Source organism: Tritonibacter aquimaris (genome assembly GCF_009617595.1).
Taxonomy (GTDB): Bacteria; Pseudomonadota; Alphaproteobacteria; order Rhodobacterales; family Rhodobacteraceae; genus Epibacterium; species Epibacterium aquimaris.
In genome coordinates this window covers 158,691-177,004 of record NZ_WIXK01000005.1, presented here as the reverse complement: position 1 = coordinate 177,004, position 18,314 = coordinate 158,691, and the positions used below count along the sequence as shown (strand labels likewise).

22 protein-coding genes are annotated in these 18,314 nt (G+C 56.3%); 11 read left to right on the top strand and 11 right to left on the bottom strand.

Annotation, left to right across the window (positions count from 1 at the left end):
• Positions 1 to 11: 11 nt before the first annotated feature.
• The 3 genes from GG681_RS11205 to cobJ are packed head-to-tail and all read left to right on the top strand — an operon-like array spanning position 12 to position 2,109.
• Positions 12 to 641 (top strand): precorrin-8X methylmutase, encoded by a 630-nt coding sequence (locus tag GG681_RS11205; RefSeq protein WP_153548103.1) that lies wholly within the window; start codon positions 12 to 14, stop codon positions 639 to 641.
• Positions 642 to 655: 14 nt separating this feature from the next.
• Positions 656 to 1,372, top strand: a complete 717-nt coding sequence (cobI, locus tag GG681_RS11200) for a precorrin-2 C(20)-methyltransferase (RefSeq protein ID WP_153548102.1) — start codon at positions 656 to 658, stop codon at positions 1,370 to 1,372.
• Complete coding sequence (gene cobJ / locus GG681_RS11195) at positions 1,369 to 2,109, top strand: precorrin-3B C(17)-methyltransferase (RefSeq protein ID WP_153548101.1); 741 nt, start codon at positions 1,369 to 1,371, stop codon at positions 2,107 to 2,109. The genes cobI and cobJ overlap by 4 nt, the downstream gene beginning before the upstream one ends.
• Here the strand turns inward: cobJ and GG681_RS11190 are convergent.
• Complete coding sequence (locus GG681_RS11190) at positions 2,097 to 2,843, bottom strand: cobalt-precorrin-6A reductase (RefSeq protein ID WP_153548100.1); 747 nt, start codon at positions 2,841 to 2,843, stop codon at positions 2,097 to 2,099. The genes cobJ and GG681_RS11190 overlap by 13 nt on opposite strands.
• On the opposite strand from GG681_RS11190, the gene cbiE reads away from it, so the two are divergent.
• The 6 genes from cbiE (at position 2,842) to cobF (ending at position 8,042) form a co-directional block, all read left to right on the top strand.
• Positions 2,842 to 4,041, top strand: a complete 1,200-nt coding sequence (gene cbiE, locus GG681_RS11185; RefSeq protein ID WP_153548099.1) for a precorrin-6y C5,15-methyltransferase (decarboxylating) subunit CbiE — start codon at positions 2,842 to 2,844, stop codon at positions 4,039 to 4,041. The genes GG681_RS11190 and cbiE overlap by 2 nt on opposite strands.
• On the top strand, positions 4,038 to 4,406 hold the full coding sequence (locus tag GG681_RS11180) for a cobalamin biosynthesis protein (RefSeq protein ID WP_153548317.1): 369 nt from the start codon (positions 4,038 to 4,040) through the stop codon (positions 4,404 to 4,406). The genes cbiE and GG681_RS11180 overlap by 4 nt, the downstream gene beginning before the upstream one ends.
• A complete protein-coding gene (gene cobM / locus GG681_RS11175; protein WP_153548098.1) occupies positions 4,403 to 5,188 on the top strand; it encodes a precorrin-4 C(11)-methyltransferase in 786 nt (261 codons plus the stop codon). The genes GG681_RS11180 and cobM overlap by 4 nt, the downstream gene beginning before the upstream one ends.
• Complete coding sequence (locus tag GG681_RS11170; protein ID WP_408057664.1) at positions 5,188 to 6,495, top strand: cobyrinate a,c-diamide synthase; 1,308 nt, start codon at positions 5,188 to 5,190, stop codon at positions 6,493 to 6,495. Before cobM ends, GG681_RS11170 begins: the two co-directional genes overlap by 1 nt.
• The gene (cobA, locus tag GG681_RS11165) at positions 6,492 to 7,214 is read left to right on the top strand and encodes a uroporphyrinogen-III C-methyltransferase (RefSeq protein ID WP_153548096.1); all 723 of its coding nucleotides are present in this window, start codon (positions 6,492 to 6,494) and stop codon (positions 7,212 to 7,214) included. Before GG681_RS11170 ends, cobA begins: the two co-directional genes overlap by 4 nt.
• Before the next feature lie 63 nt (positions 7,215 to 7,277).
• Complete coding sequence (gene cobF / locus GG681_RS11160; protein ID WP_153548095.1) at positions 7,278 to 8,042, top strand: precorrin-6A synthase (deacetylating); 765 nt, start codon at positions 7,278 to 7,280, stop codon at positions 8,040 to 8,042.
• Here cobF and GG681_RS11155 read toward each other — a convergent pair.
• The 8 genes from GG681_RS11155 to pqqA form a co-directional block, all read right to left on the bottom strand.
• Complete coding sequence (locus GG681_RS11155) at positions 8,039 to 8,503, bottom strand: CYTH domain-containing protein (RefSeq protein ID WP_153548094.1); 465 nt, start codon at positions 8,501 to 8,503, stop codon at positions 8,039 to 8,041. The genes cobF and GG681_RS11155 overlap by 4 nt on opposite strands.
• A gap of 169 nt (positions 8,504 to 8,672) precedes the next feature.
• Positions 8,673 to 10,169 carry a CHAD domain-containing protein gene (locus GG681_RS11150; RefSeq protein ID WP_153548093.1) on the bottom strand — a complete coding sequence of 499 codons (1,497 nt, stop codon included), beginning with the start codon at positions 10,167 to 10,169 and terminating at the stop codon, positions 8,673 to 8,675.
• A 4-nt stretch (positions 10,170 to 10,173) separates the two neighbouring features.
• Positions 10,174 to 10,350 carry a hypothetical protein gene (locus GG681_RS17710; RefSeq protein WP_194287174.1) on the bottom strand — a complete coding sequence of 59 codons (177 nt, stop codon included), beginning with the start codon at positions 10,348 to 10,350 and terminating at the stop codon, positions 10,174 to 10,176.
• 105 nt (positions 10,351 to 10,455) lie between these two features.
• Complete coding sequence (gene pqqE / locus GG681_RS11145) at positions 10,456 to 11,547, bottom strand: pyrroloquinoline quinone biosynthesis protein PqqE (protein WP_153548092.1); 1,092 nt, start codon at positions 11,545 to 11,547, stop codon at positions 10,456 to 10,458.
• On the bottom strand, positions 11,544 to 11,831 hold the full coding sequence (pqqD, locus tag GG681_RS11140) for a pyrroloquinoline quinone biosynthesis peptide chaperone PqqD (protein WP_153548091.1): 288 nt from the start codon (positions 11,829 to 11,831) through the stop codon (positions 11,544 to 11,546). Before pqqD ends, pqqE begins: the two co-directional genes overlap by 4 nt.
• Positions 11,831 to 12,559: a pyrroloquinoline-quinone synthase PqqC gene (gene pqqC, locus GG681_RS11135; RefSeq protein ID WP_153548090.1), complete on the bottom strand. Its 729-nt coding sequence runs from the start codon at positions 12,557 to 12,559 to the stop codon at positions 11,831 to 11,833. Before pqqC ends, pqqD begins: the two co-directional genes overlap by 1 nt.
• Entirely contained in the window at positions 12,556 to 13,443 is an 888-nt protein-coding gene (gene pqqB / locus GG681_RS11130; protein ID WP_153548089.1) for a pyrroloquinoline quinone biosynthesis protein PqqB, read from the bottom strand. The genes pqqC and pqqB overlap by 4 nt, the downstream gene beginning before the upstream one ends.
• 26 nt (positions 13,444 to 13,469) lie before the next feature.
• The gene (gene pqqA, locus GG681_RS11125; protein WP_153548088.1) at positions 13,470 to 13,580 is read right to left on the bottom strand and encodes a pyrroloquinoline quinone precursor peptide PqqA; all 111 of its coding nucleotides are present in this window, start codon (positions 13,578 to 13,580) and stop codon (positions 13,470 to 13,472) included.
• Positions 13,581 to 13,715: 135 nt separating this feature from the next.
• Between pqqA and GG681_RS11120 the strand changes: the two genes are divergently transcribed.
• Together GG681_RS11120 and GG681_RS11115 are read left to right on the top strand one after the other, a co-directional pair.
• Entirely contained in the window at positions 13,716 to 15,818 is a 2,103-nt protein-coding gene (locus GG681_RS11120; RefSeq protein WP_153548087.1) for a 4Fe-4S binding protein, read from the top strand.
• Positions 15,815 to 16,696, top strand: a complete 882-nt coding sequence (locus GG681_RS11115; RefSeq protein WP_153548086.1) for an FAD:protein FMN transferase — start codon at positions 15,815 to 15,817, stop codon at positions 16,694 to 16,696. Before GG681_RS11120 ends, GG681_RS11115 begins: the two co-directional genes overlap by 4 nt.
• 4 nt (positions 16,697 to 16,700) lie before the next feature.
• On the opposite strand, the gene GG681_RS11110 is transcribed toward GG681_RS11115, so the two are convergent.
• Both GG681_RS11110 and pedF read right to left on the bottom strand, forming a co-directional pair.
• The gene (locus tag GG681_RS11110) at positions 16,701 to 17,549 is read right to left on the bottom strand and encodes a substrate-binding periplasmic protein (protein WP_235899902.1); all 849 of its coding nucleotides are present in this window, start codon (positions 17,547 to 17,549) and stop codon (positions 16,701 to 16,703) included.
• A 70-nt stretch (positions 17,550 to 17,619) separates the two neighbouring features.
• Complete coding sequence (pedF, locus tag GG681_RS11105; RefSeq protein WP_153548084.1) at positions 17,620 to 18,300, bottom strand: cytochrome c-550 PedF; 681 nt, start codon at positions 18,298 to 18,300, stop codon at positions 17,620 to 17,622.
• Positions 18,301 to 18,314 lie beyond the last annotated feature (14 nt).

The window sequence follows — 18,314 nt, the reverse complement described above, 5'->3', positions numbered from 1 at the left end:
AAAGGGCAGCCATGCTCCACACCTACGAAACCAATGGCGCAAAAATCTACGCCGAAAGCTTTGCAACAATCCGAGCTGAGGCAGATCTCGCCCGCTTCAACAAAGACGAAGAAAGCGTCGCAGTGCGCATGATCCATGCAGCTGGCATGGTTGGGCTTGAAGAGCACATCCGGTTTTCTGAGGGCATGGCCGAGGTTGCACGCGCAGCCCTCGCCAAAGGTGCGCCGATCCTATGTGATGCATATATGGTGAGCGAAGGCATCACCCGTCCACGCCTGCCTGCAGACAATGAGGTGATCTGCACCCTACGTGACACACGCGTGCCTGATATGGCCAAGGAAATGGGCAACACCAGATCCGCGGCCGCGTTGGAACTATGGCGTCCAAAGCTCGAGGGCGCACTGGTGGCCATCGGCAATGCGCCCACTGCACTGTTTCATCTTTTGAACATGCTCAAAGATCCCAACTGCCCACGCCCGGCGGCGATTATTGGCTGCCCGGTGGGCTTTGTTGGCGCGATGGAATCCAAAGATGCCCTAATGGAGGACTTGCCAGTGCCTTCGATGATCGTAAAAGGGCGCCTAGGCGGATCAGCCATCACCGTTGCTGCGGTGAATGCGCTGGCCAGCTGGAAAGAATGACTGGAAGCTGAACCATGGGTAAAGTGATCTGCGCCGGGCTTGGTCCCGGGGATCCCGATTTGATGAGTGTACGGTCTCTGCGTGCGATTGAAGGCGCGCGGAATGTGGCCTATTTCCGCAAAGCCGGGCGCAAGGGGCAAGCACGCAACCTTGTTGACGGGCTGCTGCCTGCGGCTGTGGTTGAACACGCAATGGAGTACCCGGTCACGACCGAGATCCATTTCAGCGATCCGGAATATAACCGGCTTCTGTCCACCTTCTATGACCAATGGGCAGATACGCTGGCTGAACTTACACAGTCAGACGATGTTGTGGTGCTGTGTGAAGGTGACCCCTTCCTTTATGGCTCTTTCATGCATCTGTATACCCGCCTCACCGACCGGGTAGAGATGGAGATCATCCCCGGCATCACCGGCATGTCCGGGTGCTGGACTGCCTCGGGCCAGCCGATCACCTGGGGTGATGACGTGCTGACCGTTTTGATGGCCACTTTGGATGAGGATGAACTGGCGACCCGCGCTCAGAACACCGATGCTTTGGTGGTGATGAAAATCGGGCGCAACCTGCCAAAACTGCGCCGCGCCCTAGAGCGCGCAGGCCGCATTGAGGACGCGTGGATTGTTCAGCATGGCACCATGGCGCAGCAACAGGTGCATAAGCTGTCTGAGCTGACCGGAGATGTGCCCTATTTCTCAATTGTACTGATCCACGGACAGGGGCGCAGACCATGACGCAGGGCTGGGTGGTAATTGCGGGCCTCGGCCCGGGTGATGAAACATTGGTCACAGATGAAGTGCGCGCAGCTTTGGCAGATGCGACAGATGTGGTTGGATATATCCCCTACGTAAAACGTATCGAGCCGCGCGCGGGGCTCACCCTACACGCCAGCGACAACCGCGTTGAAGTGGATCGCGCCAGCCATGCTCTGCAGATGGCAACAGAAGGCAAACGCGTGGTGGTGGTGTCATCAGGTGATCCCGGTGTTTTTGCCATGGCCTCTGCGGTGTTTGAAGCGCTGGAAAATGGTCCGGCTGAATGGCTTGATCTCGATATTCGTGTGCTGCCCGGCATCACCGCGATGCTTGCAGCGGCAGCGCAGCTTGGCGCGCCTTTGGGCCATGATTTTGCCGCCATCAACCTCAGCGACAACCTGAAACCCTGGGACCTGATTGAAACACGCCTGCGCGCAGCTGGTGAAGCAGGCTTTGCGATGGCGTTTTACAACCCGCGCTCCAAATCACGCCCACATCAGTTTGAACGTGCATTGGAGATCCTGCGCGACGCCTGCGGTCGTGACACGCTGATCAGCTTTGCACGCGACGTGACCAAGCCAACGCAGAACATCACAACTGTCACTTTGGGCGAAGCAACGCCCGAGATGGCGGACATGCGCACCATGGTGATTGTGGGCAACCGCGATACCCGTCGCATTGGCCCGCATGTGTATACGCCGCGCTACGCCGAATGAAGCCAGGCCAGCACTTCTTCTGCGCTGCTGCAGATCGCGCGCTCGGGCAGTTGGGGCCGGTCGATCATAATGACCGGTATGCCCAGCGCGCGCGCGGCAATCAGCTTGGCCTCGGCGCCACTGCCACCCGCGTTTTTGGCCACCACATGGGTGATGCCATGCTCGGCCATAAGCGCCTTGTCACCCGTTGCATCAAACGGGCCGCGTGCAATCACAACAGACGTGTTTGGCAACGGAAGCGCATCCTTGGGCGGATCCACCAGTCGCAACAGATAATGATTGCGGGATTTGCTGGCAAAGGTTGCAAGGTTCTGTTTGCCAATGGCCAGAAACACCCGCGATCCGTGCTCTGGCAGGGCCGCAACCGCGCCGTCCATATCCTTCACGTGAATCCATTGATCCCCGGCCTCTGCCCGCCATGCGGGACGCTGCAGCGCCGTCAGCGCGACACCCGTACCAGCGCAGGCCGCAATGGCATTTCGGCTCATCTGCTCGGCAAAGGGATGGGTGGCATCCACCACATGGGTGATGCCCTCGCGCGTGATGTATTCCATCAGCCCCGCCACACCACCAAACCCACCAAGCCGCTGGGGCAAAGGTTGCGGTGCCGGGCGCTCGGTTCGGCCCGCATAGGAAAACACCGCCTGACGCCCGGCTCCAAGCCAGTGATTGACCAGGGCGCGCGCCAGTTGCGAGGCTTCCGTTGTGCCCCCCAGGAGGAGAACCTTTGCCATGTCTGATCCTCTCACGAACCCTTGGTTGACTGTAATTGGTCTTGGCGAAGATGGACTGGCCGGGCTGTCAGATGCAAGCCGCAAAACGCTTGCTGAGGCTGAGCTTATATTTGGCGGGCCACGCCATCTGGATCTTGTGCAAGCAGGCGCGCGTGGGCGCGCGTGGCCGGTGCCATTTTCGACCACACCTGTACTTGCAGAACGTGGCCGCAGGGTTGTTGTGCTCGCATCAGGAGACCCCTTCTGGCATGGCGCAGGCGGGTCATTGATGCGGGATCTGAACCCTGATGAGTGGCTCTCTCACCCCGCTCCGTCCACTGCCTCGCTTTTGGCCAACCGTCTGGGCTGGAAGCTCGAAGAGACACTTACGCTTGGTCTGCATGCCGCCCCATTTGAACGCCTGCGTCCAATCCTATCAAAGGGCACGCGCGTGATCTGCACGCTTCGCGATGGGGATGCCCCACGCGAACTTGCCGCCTGGCTCACCACGCAGGGGTTTGGCGCATCCCGTCTGATCCTTGCCGAAGCGCTGGGTGGCCCGCGTGAACGGCTGCGCACGGCCACTGCCGAAAGTTTTGCGCTAGACGACATCACCGCACCGGTTATTGCAGCGATTGATTGTGCCGGAGGGGCCGGCCTGCCACAGGCTTCGGGCCTCGCGGATGATCTGTTTCAAAGCGACGGGCAGATCACCAAACGCCCCATTCGCGCATTGACCCTTTCGGCGCTGGCACCTCGCCCCGGTGAGCTTTTGTGGGATATTGGCGGCGGCTCTGGCTCGATCTCGGTGGAGTGGTGTCTTGCTGCACGCGGCGCGCGCGCAATGACGTTTGAGCCACGCGAAGATCGACTGAAAAACATCACCGCAAATGCTGCCGCCTTTGGCCTGTCTCATCGCATTCTGCCGGTGCATGGCAAAGCACCGAATTGCCTGACAGGCCACCCCATGCCGGATTGCGTGTTTATTGGCGGCGGCGGCTCTGAAACCCTTTTGGAAACGCTTTGGGAAATGCTGCCCGAAGGCAGCCGCATTGTTGCAAATGGGGTGACGTTGGAAACAGAAACCCTCTTGATGCAAGCCCATGCGCGCCATGGCGGCCATCTGTTGAAGGCAGAAATCGCCGAAGTTGCGCCCCTTGGGAGCATGCGCGGCTGGGACCGGGCGCGTCCGGTGATCCAATGGAGCATCAGCCGATGAAGATCGCAGGGCTTGGCTTTCGCAGATCAGTTACACCCGCAGCTTTGGCGGATGCGCTTGCGCAGCTGGGCACGGATGTGGATCAGATCGCTGTGCTTGAAACCAAAGCGCAGGTCGCAGGCTTTGCACGCTTTGCGCCCTCATCAGACATACCTGTTGTTGCTCTCAATGAGGCCGACATCAAAGGCATCAAAACCCAGACCCAATCCACACGGGTCTACGCGCGATTTGGCACCGGATCCGTTGCCGAAGCGCTGGCCATTGCCGCCGCGCGCCAGTATGGATCAGCCAGGCTGATCTGCCCCAGATATATCACCGCAGATGGATCTGCCACTGCGGCCCTAGCGGAGGTTCACACCCAATGACCGTTCATTTTATCGGAGCGGGCCCCGGCGCCGCAGATCTAATCACCCTGCGCGGCCGAGATCTGATCGCATCGTGCCCCGTCTGCCTGTATGCCGGGTCTCTGGTGCCTGAGGCCCTTCTGCAGCACTGCCCTGAGGGCGCGCGGATTGTGAACACCGCACCATTGTCGCTGGATGAAATTATTGCTGAAATCAAAGCGGCCGATGCCGCGGGTCTGGATGTTGCCCGGCTTCACTCGGGTGACCTTTCAGTCTGGTCCGCGATGGGGGAACAGCTGCGCCGCTTACGGGCTGCAAACATCCCTTATGACGTGACCCCCGGCGTGCCATCCTTTGCTGCCGCGGCGGCTGCACTGGGATCAGAGCTCACGCTGCCAGGCGTGGCACAATCGCTGATACTCACCCGCACATCAGGGCGCGCCTCAGCGATGCCCGAAGGTGAAACGCTTGAAAACTTTGCCAAAACAGGTGCCACCCTGGCCATCCATCTGAGCGTGCATGTGCTCGACGATGTGGTTGACCGTCTCGCCCCGCATTACGGCGCGGACTGTCCTGTTGCCGTGATCTGGCGCGCCACCTGGCCCGACCAGCGCATTGTAAAAGCAACGCTTGAAACCTTGATTGAAGCCACTGACGGCGAACGTGGCCGCACCGCGCTGATCTTGGTGGGCCGTGCGATTGGTGCAGATGATTTCGACGAAAGCTGCCTGTATGCAGGCGACTATGATCGCCGTTACCGGCCAGTTGGCACCGATCCCCGTTTCCCGGAAGGAACTGAATGATGGCAAAAGGTATTCTGATTTCCGCGCCATCCTCGGGCACCGGAAAAACCACCGTGATGCTGGGCTTGCTGCGCGCGCTTGCTGAGGACGGGTTGAAAGTTCAGCCCTTCAAAAGCGGCCCGGATTATATCGATCCCGCCTTCCATCTGGCGGCGGCAAAACGCGCGTCTTTCAACCTTGATACCTGGGCGATGGATGACACATTGCTCAACGCGATCTCTCATCAGGCGCAGGGTGCAGATATCTGCGTCGCCGAAGGTTCAATGGGCCTGTTTGATGGTGTCGCCACACAGGGGCAGACCGGGTTTGGATCATCGGCGGAAACGGCCAAACGCATGGGCTGGCCGGTTGTGTTGGTGATTGATGTGGGCGGGCAGGCGCAATCTGCAGCAGCCACAGCATTGGGTTTTAAATCCTATGAACCGGATCTGCCATTTGCAGGTGTGATTTTGAACCGGGTTGCAAGCCCCCGCCATGAGCGCCTGACTCGTTTGGGCATGGAGCGCGCTGGCGTCAAAGTACTTGGGTCCCTGCCCCGGCGTGGCGATCTGGCATTGCCCGAACGCCATCTTGGCCTGATCCAGGCGGTTGAACATCCGGATCTGGAAAACGCCATCTCGGGCTATGCAGAATTTCTACGCGCCCATGTGGACCTTGAGGCCATCAAAGCGGCTGCCCTCACAGGCCCGGAGGCCGCGGCGGCCCCGCTGCCAACGCCCCCAGCGCAGCGTATCGCCCTGGCCCGTGATGCGGCGTTTTCCTTTACCTATCCACATCTTCTGGAAGGTTGGCGCAAGGCCGGAGCCGAGATCCTGCCCTTTTCCCCACTTGCAGATGAAGCACCAGCAGCGGATGCAGATCTTGTCTGGTTGCCAGGCGGCTATCCGGAGCTGCATGGCGGACAGCTTGCTGCGGCTCATACCTTCCGCACGGGGCTGCAAAAACACGCCGAAACCAAGCCCGTGCATGGTGAGTGCGGCGGCTATATGGCGCTTGGCGAGGCCTTGATTGACAAAGAAGGCAACCGCCACCAGATGGCGGGCTTACTGGGGCTTGTGACGTCTTATGAAAAGCGCAAGTTCCACCTTGGCTACCGTCGCGCCGTGTTGCAAAATCCGATGCCCGGCTTTGCAAGCCAGGCCGCGTTGCGTGGGCATGAATTCCATTATTCCACTATTTTGGATGAACCAGACGCGCCGCTGGCGAATGTTTTTGATGCAGATGGCAACCCTGTGCCGGAAACCGGATCGGTTAAGGGCAATGTCACTGGCACCTTCTTCCACTTGATCACCGGGGAAGTTCCATGACCGGCTTTGTCTCATTTGTGTCGTCTGGGCCAGGGGATCCTGAGCTTTTGACCGTAAAAGCAGTAAAGCGGTTGGAAACTGCTGATGCCATCTTGTTTGATGATCTGTCCTCAGGCCCGATCCTGGATCACGCAAACCCCGAAGCGGATCTGATTGGTGTGGGCAAACGCGCAGGACGCCCCTCGCCCAAGCAAAACCACGTAAGCCGTTTGTTGGTTGATTACGCCCAGACCGGCGCGCGGGTGGTGCGGCTGAAATCAGGCGATGCTGGTATATTTGGCCGCCTTGAGGAAGAGATCACTGCGCTGCGGGAAGCTGGCATTGAATTTGAAATCATCCCCGGCGTCACCGCAGCATCAGCGGCGGCGGCGGCAGCCAATATCCCGCTGACCCGACGTATGACCGCGCGACGGCTGCAATACATTACCGGCCACAGCGTGACCGGGGCCTTGCCAGAGCAGCTCAATATGGCGGCCCTTGCAGACCCTGAGGCCACAACAGTTGTTTATATGGGCAAACGCACGTTTGCAGAGCTTGCCGAAAAGCTATTGGCGCATGGGCTGTCCCCAGAGACGCCGACGCTTTTGGCTAGCGGTGTTTCCACACCTGAACAGACCCTGCGGCGCGAAACCTTGGGCGCGTTGCCTGAGCTGCTGCGAAAGCTGGAAACAACCGCACCCGTATTGATACTTTACGGCCCCCTGGCGGAAGACAGCTAGCGGCGCGCCTTTGTCACAACCATTGCTCAGATCCCATCTTGTACCACACCGTTGGAGCCATCGATGACCTCATATACATTGTCTCTTATTGGTATTGGCACCGGAAACCCGAATCATCTGACGCTACAGGCGGTGGATGCATTGAATTCGGTGGATCTGATCCTGATCCCCAACAAAGGGGCGGGAAAAGATGATCTGGCGTCTTTACGTCAGGCTATTTGCGCACAGGTGATCCAGCAGCCGGGCCCCACCATCCTGGAGTTCGACCTGCCCGTGCGCGATGAGGCCACCACAGATTATCGCAAACGGGTTGATGACTGGCACGATATGATCGCTGCACTCTGGTGGCATCATATGCAGCACGCACTACCAGAGGGTGGCAAGGTCGGTTTTCTGGTCTGGGGGGATCCGTCGCTTTATGACAGCACAATGCGTATTGCGGAACGGTTGAACAGCAAAGGCGATATTACAATTGACGTGATCCCTGGCATCACCTCAATTCAAGCGCTGACAGCTGCCCATGCGGAACCGCTGAACCAGATCAACGAGGCCGTAACCATCACCACAGGTCGACAACTGCGCGATGCGGGCTGGCCAAAGACTGCGGAAACCGTTGTTGTCATGCTGGATGGGCAATGCTCATTTAAAAGCCTTGATCCAGCAGGCATTGAAATCTGGTGGACCGCTTATGCAGGGATGGAGAATGAGATTTCCATCGCAGGCCCGCTTAGTGCTGTGAGCGAAGAGATCACCAACACCCGTGCAAAGGCGCGTGCCGAACATGGCTGGCTGATGGACATTTATATGATGCGGCGATCATTGGCCTAAATCGGCAGACCGTTCACCGCCATGTTCTTATTCTTGTAGCGTTTGTCGTTGGTGACATCCGCTCCAAACCATGAAGGTGGCGCAAAGGCTTCTGCGGCTTTTAAAGTATCGAATTCAACTTCGACCAGCAAAAGCCCATCAAGCGCGCCTTCAAAGATATCAAGCTCATAGAGCTGGCCTGTGGGCAGCGTTGCGCTCCAGCGGATTTTTTCCACGCGGCGGCCCGTGGTTTCGGGCCAGAATGTTTCAAATTGTTCCTGGCTTATTTCAGCTTCCCGCTCAACCCGCACGGTGCCCTCGCCAGATTTGAACGTCAGCACAAAGCTACCATCAGTCTGGCGCAGCCGCATCTCCACCGCATCTGTGGGATGGGTGATATAGCCCTGACGGACCTCTGTACGCATGGCTTGCGACAAATCAGGCAGAGCGCGCACCAGAAATTTACGTTCAATTTCCTGCATCAGCTTCTTCTCAATCTCGCGGTTTCAGTTTTTTCAAAACACATGGTATGACCAAACGAGACATTAATCGACTGCCTCCGGTCAAACGAAGGCACAACCAGATGAGACCGTGATGTGATTTCACGCCTATTGTGGTCTCACCGCGCCGTGTGCCATGCCACCATACCGCCTAGCTGAACAATCTGCGAAAACACTGACGTGTCTGGCTACTGTCAAATCGAGCAAAATTTTGCACCACGCGCGCACGTTCTTCTAGCTGTCGCATATGCAAAATCACGATCAAAGCGCCGACACTTTGCGCCGCTTTAAGGGCTGGCTGCCCGTTTAGACGGCCACGCTCCACAAACGTTTGCAAACTTTCTTGTTGCACAGAGTAGTCATTAAAGAGACCCAGATTTTCCTGCATACGTTTCAACGGCTTCAAGATCACCTTGATGTCGGCTGCATCGAATTCTGGCTTAAAGAACTCAATGAGATAGCGCAGCTTTTTGCATGATATTCGCAGCTCATGCACCTGGGCATCAGGCGTTGCATCATCAATTTCTCGCGCCGTTTTGCAGACTTTCTTATAGCGTTTCCAGATAAGTCTCTTGGCGTAGTCTGCAACGCTTTCGTCGCCGTGCTCCCCCTGTAAAAGCGCGTCAGGAGTGTCAAACATGCACTGCAATTCTGCCATATCGCGTTTATATTCGACGCTTTGCAACCGATTGGTCAGACTTGTTAAAGCTGCGCTGCGATCTGCTTCAAAGGCTTCGAACATCAAGCGCAGCCCTTCATGCAGCTTGTCAGGCAACATGTCGAAATAGAGCTCACGTTCTAACAAATAGACATCGAGATCCCGCAATGGTCCGGTTGATGCCATAAGGCCTGAGAAACGCTGCTTAAGCTCAGCGGTGACCGCGTCCTCATACACCCCTTTAAACAGGCTCAGAACTGAACGGATTTTGCGCATAGCAATGCGGTATTCATGCAAGAACTCCGTATCAAAATCCGCAATCACACCAGGCTCGTTCTGTCGCGCTACGGCTAAATATGCGCGAACGATTTGATTGGCCGCATCAAAGGCCGTTGTCGAGGGTGCAAACGAAAGTTTAGGTTTGGCCACATAGTGATCTAGATCAGGAAACAGGGCATCAGTCACTTCAGCAAGATCCGCAGGGACAGCCCCCCTATTCTGCAGCGTCTTATGTAGGTGCTTTGCCGATTTCTTATACCCACGCATCGCATTCACTGTCAGCAATGTAACGGTAGTCTCCCCTGCAGAGAGCACTAGCCAGCCAATCCGCAGATGCGTATTTTCGCTGTCGTCGGCAAATTGTAACATGGTGCAATCAATCTGCCCCTGCCCCATTTCCAGCAGGCATCGCAGGGGCGACATATGCGTAAGCCGCGCTTTGACAGGGCCATCACAGAGATCAGCTACAAAATTTCCACTGCGGGCGGCAGGTTGGCGCCACATTGCACCGTTTGCGTCGACAAGAATTAGTTCCTCACCGACTTCAAGTAAGAGCGCTTTAGAAGCGCGCAGGCTCTGATCAAAACAATCGAGCATTTTAAAGGATGTTGCCGGCACACGCTCTTCAATACGTGTGCTCAGATGATTTGAAAGGTCGCCCCAGTTATCCGACGCACAGGCACCGGAAAAAGAAAGAAGGCGCTTTGACATGACATCAGCTCTTTTTCTTGGACGTGTCCAAATACTCTTCGATCAAGGTTTCAATGATTTTTTGAACACTGGTTTCGTCTTCAATTGCACGAATTTTTAATAGCTTCAGCGTTTTGCGATCTAAGCGCAAGGAGGTATTTTTCTTATCCGACGTGGTTTTATCGGTTTTGTCTTTGGCCATAGAATACCCCCTTTAATGACGTCATGATCTCACTATGCAGAAATGATGTCAAACCAAAGCCTGCCCAGTCGAGCAGTTCGATCATGGGTAACACTTTATGGAAATTCACCGGGTTGGCGCTGGCTTTCGATAAACGAAATCTGCCTGATCCGCTTGCGTTGCTTCTGCAAGCATTTCGAGCACACGCCCATGCATGGGGGAACGGACACAGACTGGATCAGTCGCCTGCGCATCCCCGGCAATGGCCAAGGCCTGACAGCGACACCCGCCAAAATCGATCTCTTTGCGCTCACACCCTTTACAGGGATCCGGCAGCCAATCAGTGCCACGATAGGCATTAAACGCGCGGCTTTTGTACCAGATCTCGCGCAAGGGGCGATCTTGCACGTTTTCAAACTGAAGATGGGGAATGGTTTCTGCGGCATGGCACGGCAGCACCTTGCCTTCAGGTGTCACATTCAGCCCAGCGCTGCCCCAGCCGCCCATGCAGGCCTTAGGGTATTCCGCGTAGTAATCCGGGGGCACAAAATCGATGGCCAAAACACCGCGCAACCGTTCTGCCGCAGCAGTAACTTTTTCTTTAGTGGCAGCGGCTTGTGCACGCGTGGGCAGCAACATGCCACGGTTTTGTGTCGCCCAGCCGTGAAACTGCACACAAGCAACCTCAAGACGGCGGGCCCCCATTTCCTGTGCCATTTCAATGGTGCGATCGAGATCATCCAGATTGTGGCGATGCATCACCGCGTTCAGCGTCAACGGGATACCACGCTCTTTGATCTCATTCGCGATTTTCATTTTGCGGTCAAAGCCGCCCTTATAGCCACCGACCCAATCAGCGATTTCGGGTTTTGTTCCCTGAAGCGACAGCTGAATATGGTCAAGTTCTGCGGCTTCTAGCTGATCAAGCCGCTTGGACGACAGACCGATCCCACTGGTGATCAAATTGGTATAAAGCCCTGCATCCCGCCCGGCTTGCGCCAGTTCAATCAGGTCATGGCGCGCAGCCGGCTCACCACCGGACAGATGCAGCTGCAAAACACCCATCTCTGCCGCCTGATGAAACACACTGACCCATGTTTCCGTGCTCAGCTCATTGTTTTTGCGTACAAGTTCCACGGGGTTGGAACAATACGGACAGGCTAACGGACAGCGGTGGGTGACCTCAGCCAAAAGCGCGATGGGGGGCTGCGCGTTCATGACACCACCGAAACAAACATGCGCGCCCGCAATCCGACCAGAAAAGCCTGCACGTCTTTTTCGATCTGATCCACTGGCGCATTATAGGTCTCAGCCAGGTCCGATATTATGTCGCCAAAACAAGACACCCCATCGACCCGGCTGAGAATTGCAATTCCGATAGGGTCAAGCGCAACAGCCTTTTCCGGGGCCAAAAGCACCATACCACCACGCACACGATCTTCGTGCATCCGCACGCCACGGGGCAACACAGGGCAATCCGCTTTGGCAAATGCAAGATCCATCACAACAGCCCCTCTCCTGGCTGCCAGGCACCTGGCGGAATACGGCCCGGTTCCACATATGCCCCCCAAAGCGCATCAAGCTGCGCCCAGAGCACATCTGTTTTGAACATCAAAGCCTCGCAGGCCATGTCAGCCTTTTCTTCGGTATCCGCATGTTTCAGCACCCAAGCGAGGCCAAATTCCACATCTTTAGGCGCCTCGCTCAAGCGTTTGCGGAAATAAGACAGGCTTTCGGCATTGGCGAAATCATAGTGTTCCAGCAGGCCCTCAATGCGGCGTTCATGGATTGAGGGCGCAAAAAGCTCCGTCAACGACGAGGCCACCGCCTGAAGCAATGGCATATCACGCACATAGCGCACATAAGCATCAACCGCGAAACGGGTTGCAGGCAAGATCCCCTGCCCCGAGGCGACGTAGTCTGGATCCAGCCCGACCGCCTCGGCCAGTTTCAACCAGCGACGCAACCCGCCGCCCTCAGCCACGCCGCCGTCGTGATCTTCGATCCGAGAGCGCCATTCGCGACGCATGGCGGGATCACTGCAGCGCGACAGAAATGCCGCGTCTTTCATTGGGATTGCGGCCTGATAGGCCCATCGATTGATCACCCAAGCCCGCACCTGATCCGGGGTGCATTGCCCCGAATGGAGCTTGTGGTGAAACGGGTGTTTGTCGTGATAGCGGGTCTCGCCAATGGCACGTAGGCGGGTTTCGAGCATCTCAACTGTCATAGCATGATCTCCAAACCATCCACGGGCACCACCCAGCCGTTTTCTTCGACAAAGGCGCGTTCTTGGCTGCTGGGCTGCCACACCGGGTTGGTGTTATTCATATGAATATAGACTTTACGGCAGCTCAGGCTATTGAGCATGGCAATAGATCCATCCTCACCGCTGATCGGAATATGCCCCATACGCCGTCCGGTTTTGACACCGGTGCCCGTGCGGATCATCTCATCATCGTCCCAAAGCGTGCCGTCAAAGAACAAGATATCCGCATCCGAGATCTGGCTCAAAAGCGCATCCGTCACCATGGCGCAGCCAGGGATATAATAGGCCACCCGTTTGCCATCCGACAGGCGCACGCCAACGGTTTGCTCTCCCATCATATCGGTTTGAACCTCAGCACCTTCTAAATAGAGCGGCACTTTGCCCGGAACCGGGAACACTATGGTTTCCAGACTGGGCAAAACATCAAACCGGGTTTCAAGCGCGATCTGGTGGCGCGACACTACATTTCGGTTTACCGCTTCAAAGATGCTGTTCTGGGTCAGAACCTCGTGGATATCCCCCGTTGCATAAAGATCAAACGGGGTTTGTTCACGCAGGCTCAACAGACCAGCGACATGGTCTATATCCCCATTGGTGAGCAGGACTGAGGAAATTGGGCTGTGCCGCAATGCTGTTGGATGAAGCGCAGGCGTTGTCTGCAACTGTGTCCGAATATCGGGAGAGGCATTCAGCACAGCCCAATCTGTATCGTTCACAGAAACTGCGAGCGAAGACTGGCTTGCAAAGGGGATGACACCGCGCCGCGCATCGCAGCAATTGGCACAGCCGCAATTCCACTGCGGCAGGCCACCACCTGCCGCAGCGCCTAAGACTATAAACTTCATTTCTGGGCTCCGCCCGTGAAATTCACTTAGAATAGATCCGGCTCGTGGCCACGGCTGCCCTCATCTTCTGAGGGGCTGTACATGTTGATTTCCATGCCGCAGTTGATCTCTTTCAGTGTAGGTGCGCTCCACGCCATATTCGTCTCCTCCGTTGTGTGTATGATTAAGGATATGCAGAGCCAATCAGAGCGCAAATGGTGCTTTGGTCGTAGCACCGCCTCCCAGACCAACGTCGTATAGCGAGCGCACAACGTGCCCCATAGGCTGATTCCATGTTACTACGTTGGATCACATGGCTTTTGATCACGGTATGGTTTGGGGGAGCAGCCCTTGCCGAAGGTCGTGATCGCGACGCTCTCGCTGAGCTGATCATGCCGCCGTTTTCCCTTGGCGAAATGCAGGGCGAGAATGGTGTTTATAACCTGTTGAATTCGGGCGGTGCAGAGGCAGGATATGTCTTTGAGACCGAACCGCTTGCACCGCTGCCGGGGTTTTCGGGCAGCGCAATCAACATGCTGGTGGTGCTGGATCTAGAAGGAAACTTCCTCGATGTTCGCCTATTGGATCACAATGAACCGATCTTTGTGTCTGGCCTCGGCGAAGCCCCGTTTCACAAGTTTTTTGAGCAATACCCGGGCCTTTCCATATCGTCATCGGTGGTGGTGGGAACCCCCTATGGGGACGGATCGGGTAATTCTTCGCTGGTTTACCTGGATGGTGTCACCAAGGCGACCGCCTCAGTGCGCATAGCCCATGAATCGGTGATGGCAGCTGCCTTGGCCGTTGCCAAAGAGAAGCTGCAAGGTATCTCAACTGTACCACCAGCCTACCCCAACCCAGACCTGGATGAGCCGCTAACCTGGGTGGATCTGGTTCACCAAGGTGTGGCGCAACACACTGTGGTGACCAATGCCGAAGTTGACCAATTGTTTGCAGGCACCACTTGGGAAGACGATGATGATGAGGCCACATCTGACCCTGAAGGACATTATCTGGATCTATGGGTGGTAGATGTAGGTCCAAAGTCCATTGCCCGCGCGGTACTCAGTCAGGATGGCTATGAGGAACTGCAGCGGTTTCTGACAATCTCAGATCACGATGAGCCGCTTTTGTTGATCGAACGCGGCCGTCACGGGCTGGTTTCCGACGATTTTGTGCGTAACACCGCCCCCGATTTAATTGCCGCTGAACAGGATGGGTTGCCCGTCGCACTGCGCGATGCGGATCTGTTTGTAGAACTTGCCACCGGTGTGCCCGATGGGGTTGCAATGATCTTGCGCACGGATCGCAGACTTGGATTTGATCCCTCACGCCCATGGCAGCTGAATGTTTCCGCGATACGCGAGCACGGAATTTTTCGCCCCGAAAAAGGCTCTGTGACCCTTGAAGTGGCCCATCAGACGGATGAGCGCTTTTTTCTACGCGACACACCACCCAAGCCGGTTCCACCCTGGCTGGAAGCCCTGCGCAATCGGCAGGCAGATCTGATCCTTTTGGGCGCAGTGCTCCTCGCGCTCAGCACTACATTGCTGGTGAAACAGGATATGCTCGCCAATCAGCGCTATTATACACCGATACGTTTGGCGATTCTTGCATCTGTCGTCGTGTTCATTGGCTGGTGGGGTCAGGGGCAATTGTCGATCGTCACGGTCATGGGCGTTTTGCGCGCAGCACTTGATGGCGGCAGCTACGTATTTTTGCTCTATGATCCGTTCTCGCTGCTGATCTGGGGGGGCGTGATCATCGGTTTTGTCCTTTGGGGGCGTGGTTATTTTTGCGGCTGGCTCTGCCCGTTTGGGGCGCTACAGGAATTTGCCCACCATCTTGGGCGGCTCTTGCGTCTGCCAAGCTACAACCCATCAGCAATGTGGGACAAACGATTGAAATGGGTGAAATATGGCGTGCTGGCCGCTCTTGTTGGCATCACGCTCTGGTCGCCTGACAATCTCGACAAGGCGGCAGAAGTAGAGCCGTTCAAAACCGCCATCACCACATTTTTTGTGCGCGAGTGGTACTATGTCGCCTATGCCGCGCTGTGGCTTCTGAGCGGGATGGTCCTGTTCAAAGGTTTCTGCCGCTATGTCTGCCCATTGGGTGCCGTAATGGCCATTGGCGGCTTGATCCGGGGACGGGACTGGATTGCGCGCAGAACAGAATGCGGCTCCCCCTGTCAGCTGTGCAAAGTAAAATGCAGCTATGGAGCGATAGAGGAAGACGGAAAAATCGCCTATAATGAATGTTTTCAATGCTTGGACTGTGTGACCATTCACAATGACGACGCGCAATGTGTCCCTTTGATCATTGCTGCAAAACGCAAAGCCAAACAGCAGCGCCCCAAGGCAGCAAGCCTTGCGACACTGGAAGGTGCCAAATGATATCTCGTCGTAGATTCCTGACGCTCAGCGCCTGTGTGATCGGCTTTCCGGCCGATGCAAGCCCGACACGTTGGCGTGGGTTTGCCTTAGGTGCAGATGTTCAGATCAGCCTTTATGCGCCCGCTCATCTGGCCCAAACCGCACTGAATACCTGCAAAGCGCAGCTTAAACTGATTGAGCGACAGTTCAGCCTGTATGATCCCAATTCAGCACTGTCCGGGCTCAATCGTGCTGGAAAATTAGCACACCCACATCCCTGGATGCAGGAGCTCTTGCGCCAGTGTGACACTATCCACCGCGCCACATCCGGCGCGTTTGACCCGACGGTTCAGCCGCTATGGCTTGCACTGTCGCGCGGACAGCCAACACAAGCAGCAAGACACGCGATTGGCTGGGAGCGCGTCACACAGAGCCCCGATCAAATTGCGCTAGATAGCGGTCAAGCGCTCACCCTCAATGGTATTGCACAAGGATATGCAACGGATGTCATCAAATCCCAGCTTGCCGCAGTTGGCCTGCAAAAATCCCTGATCAATATCGGAGAATTCGCGGCGCTCGGCGGCCCGTTTCATATTGGTGTCGAAGATCCAAGTGCGGGGCTTGTCACCACGCGCAAGCTTATGAACCAGGCGATTGCCACCTCAAGCCCCGGCGCGCTGCAGCTTGATGCGCGTCATTCACATATCCTGAGCCCCACCGGCGCTGATATGAACTGGAGCACGGTGTCTGTTATGGCGCACAGTGCAGCCCTGGCCGATGCCGCCTCCACAGCGTTTTGCACGATGACAGTTGAAGAAATCAAAGCGGCAAAAAGCAACCTGCCTGAAATCAATGAGGTTATTGCAGTGGATCACGCGGGCCAGATCACAACAATCTGAAACCTCAGCGCAGTTCTGGCGGTGTTAGCGTCAGCCCGTAACGCGTGAAAATGGCGTCCATGCGGCCATCCTGGAGCGCAGCAAAAATCGCATCCCCCACCGCATAGGCCAAGGGGCGATAGGCAAAATGAACCCCAACACCGATATCCCACGATCCCACGGCGAACCCCGGCAAAGGCGGCACATGTACATCGGTGGCATCCGTCAGGCCAAATTCAAGCTGCGCACGCGGCCCCATCGCCGCCATGGTGTTTCCCGCATCAAGTCCTGCCATTGCCTCAGACATGGTTGGATAACGGGTTACGTTTTGGGAAAGTTGCCCGCCGGGAAAGGATGAAAGGTAAAAATCCGCAATGGAATCGTTTTCCACCCCAACCGTATCAAATCGGAAATACGCAGGCAGCGGTGGATCCTCGGGGTAGTCATCCTTGCGATAGGCAATGGCGATTTCTTCGGTGTGATACTGGCCGGTAAACACCACCTGCTCCACCCGGCAGGCAAATTCGCTGTCATAGGGCACATGCAACATGACATTGGCCACCTGGCCGCCAACAATCGGCCCTTTCCAGAGCCAATTGCGCAAATCTGTTGCCAGATCTTCTCCGGCTGCGACTAGATTGAAACGGGCCTCGACGCCAAGCTCTTCGGCAATCAGCCTGCCAATCTCGATATCAACGCCTGTGATTTTCCCGCCGTCTTCCCAAGACCACGGCGGGAAATCTTCATAGGCGGCAAAGGTGATAAAACCACGTTCCTGAATGGTATCAAGATCTTGCCCCACGATGTCACGAGAAGCGTTCTGGGGCTTTGGCTGGGGAATATAGTCAGCGCAGCGCGCCCATGCAGATGACATGGAAACGGCATAAGCCAGTGTTGCGGCGATATATAAATTCCCCAAGCCCATGGTCAGAAACTATTGCTCCTTACTGTGCAGCCGACAAGCCAATTGTCAGAACTTCAGCTGCTTTTGCAAAATCAGGCGCATCTCCCGCAATCAAGTTGGCAGCCCGCCAGGCCACACTATCCGCAATCGGAGCACCAGAGCCGGTTTCGACACTTTCTGCAATCTCAGCGAGCTCAGTTTGCAGCGCGCCAATATCACCGCCGCCAGACGCAGACATAGCCTGCAACTCGTCGCGGATTTCTTTCAGACGTGGTGTCGCGTCATCCAAGGCACCATCATCCGGGCGGGTCTCGATATAGGTACGTATCGCCCAGGCTGCCTTTTGCCCCAACAGATCCCCAAAGCCCGGCATTTTTGTAATACCGTTTTGAGTATATCCGGTGCGGAAGCGCTCCATATACCACTCATCGCCAAATTCTTCGGCTTCCAGATAGCGCAGATCAGGTGCCAAGCCACCGGACACAACACCAAGACCATGACAGCGTGCACAATTCTGATTGTAGCCACTGTCACCGATCTCAATAGCGGTTTCCCACACGTCTTCCCCTTGGTCGCGATAGGGGTTCTCAATCAACCACTCTTCACCCACATCAGGCAAAGCATCTGTATCCATAGGTTGCGGCGCCACATCGCCGTGGGCCAGCGCAATCGCTGGAGCTGCCATCAGAAAAGAAGCGGTCAGCGCGTTTCTCAAAGTCATATCAACCTCCCTTT

What these genes read in the sequence shown, in the direction of transcription:
- GG681_RS11205 (WP_153548103.1), top strand. Translation starts at nt 12, where the DNA reads ATGCTCCACACCTACGAAACCAATGGCGCAAAAATCTACGCCGAAAGC.
- cobI (WP_153548102.1), top strand. Translation starts at nt 656, where the DNA reads ATGGGTAAAGTGATCTGCGCCGGGCTTGGTCCCGGGGATCCCGATTTG.
- cobJ (WP_153548101.1), top strand. Translation starts at nt 1,369, where the DNA reads ATGACGCAGGGCTGGGTGGTAATTGCGGGCCTCGGCCCGGGTGATGAA.
- cbiE (WP_153548099.1), top strand. Translation starts at nt 2,842, where the DNA reads ATGTCTGATCCTCTCACGAACCCTTGGTTGACTGTAATTGGTCTTGGC.
- GG681_RS11190 (WP_153548100.1), bottom strand. Translation starts at nt 2,843, where the DNA reads ATGGCAAAGGTTCTCCTCCTGGGGGGCACAACGGAAGCCTCGCAACTG.
- GG681_RS11180 (WP_153548317.1), top strand. Translation starts at nt 4,038, where the DNA reads ATGAAGATCGCAGGGCTTGGCTTTCGCAGATCAGTTACACCCGCAGCT.
- cobM (WP_153548098.1), top strand. Translation starts at nt 4,403, where the DNA reads ATGACCGTTCATTTTATCGGAGCGGGCCCCGGCGCCGCAGATCTAATC.
- GG681_RS11170 (WP_408057664.1), top strand. Translation starts at nt 5,188, where the DNA reads ATGGCAAAAGGTATTCTGATTTCCGCGCCATCCTCGGGCACCGGAAAA.
- cobA (WP_153548096.1), top strand. Translation starts at nt 6,492, where the DNA reads ATGACCGGCTTTGTCTCATTTGTGTCGTCTGGGCCAGGGGATCCTGAG.
- cobF (WP_153548095.1), top strand. Translation starts at nt 7,278, where the DNA reads ATGACCTCATATACATTGTCTCTTATTGGTATTGGCACCGGAAACCCG.
- GG681_RS11155 (WP_153548094.1), bottom strand. Translation starts at nt 8,503, where the DNA reads ATGCAGGAAATTGAACGTAAATTTCTGGTGCGCGCTCTGCCTGATTTG.
- GG681_RS11150 (WP_153548093.1), bottom strand. Translation starts at nt 10,169, where the DNA reads ATGTCAAAGCGCCTTCTTTCTTTTTCCGGTGCCTGTGCGTCGGATAAC.
- GG681_RS17710 (WP_194287174.1), bottom strand. Translation starts at nt 10,350, where the DNA reads ATGGCCAAAGACAAAACCGATAAAACCACGTCGGATAAGAAAAATACC.
- pqqE (WP_153548092.1), bottom strand. Translation starts at nt 11,547, where the DNA reads ATGAACGCGCAGCCCCCCATCGCGCTTTTGGCTGAGGTCACCCACCGC.
- pqqD (WP_153548091.1), bottom strand. Translation starts at nt 11,831, where the DNA reads ATGGATCTTGCATTTGCCAAAGCGGATTGCCCTGTGTTGCCCCGTGGC.
- pqqC (WP_153548090.1), bottom strand. Translation starts at nt 12,559, where the DNA reads ATGACAGTTGAGATGCTCGAAACCCGCCTACGTGCCATTGGCGAGACC.
- pqqB (WP_153548089.1), bottom strand. Translation starts at nt 13,443, where the DNA reads ATGAAGTTTATAGTCTTAGGCGCTGCGGCAGGTGGTGGCCTGCCGCAG.
- pqqA (WP_153548088.1), bottom strand. Translation starts at nt 13,580, where the DNA reads ATGGCGTGGAGCGCACCTACACTGAAAGAGATCAACTGCGGCATGGAA.
- GG681_RS11120 (WP_153548087.1), top strand. Translation starts at nt 13,716, where the DNA reads ATGTTACTACGTTGGATCACATGGCTTTTGATCACGGTATGGTTTGGG.
- GG681_RS11115 (WP_153548086.1), top strand. Translation starts at nt 15,815, where the DNA reads ATGATATCTCGTCGTAGATTCCTGACGCTCAGCGCCTGTGTGATCGGC.
- GG681_RS11110 (WP_235899902.1), bottom strand. Translation starts at nt 17,549, where the DNA reads ATGTCATCTGCATGGGCGCGCTGCGCTGACTATATTCCCCAGCCAAAG.
- pedF (WP_153548084.1), bottom strand. Translation starts at nt 18,300, where the DNA reads ATGACTTTGAGAAACGCGCTGACCGCTTCTTTTCTGATGGCAGCTCCA.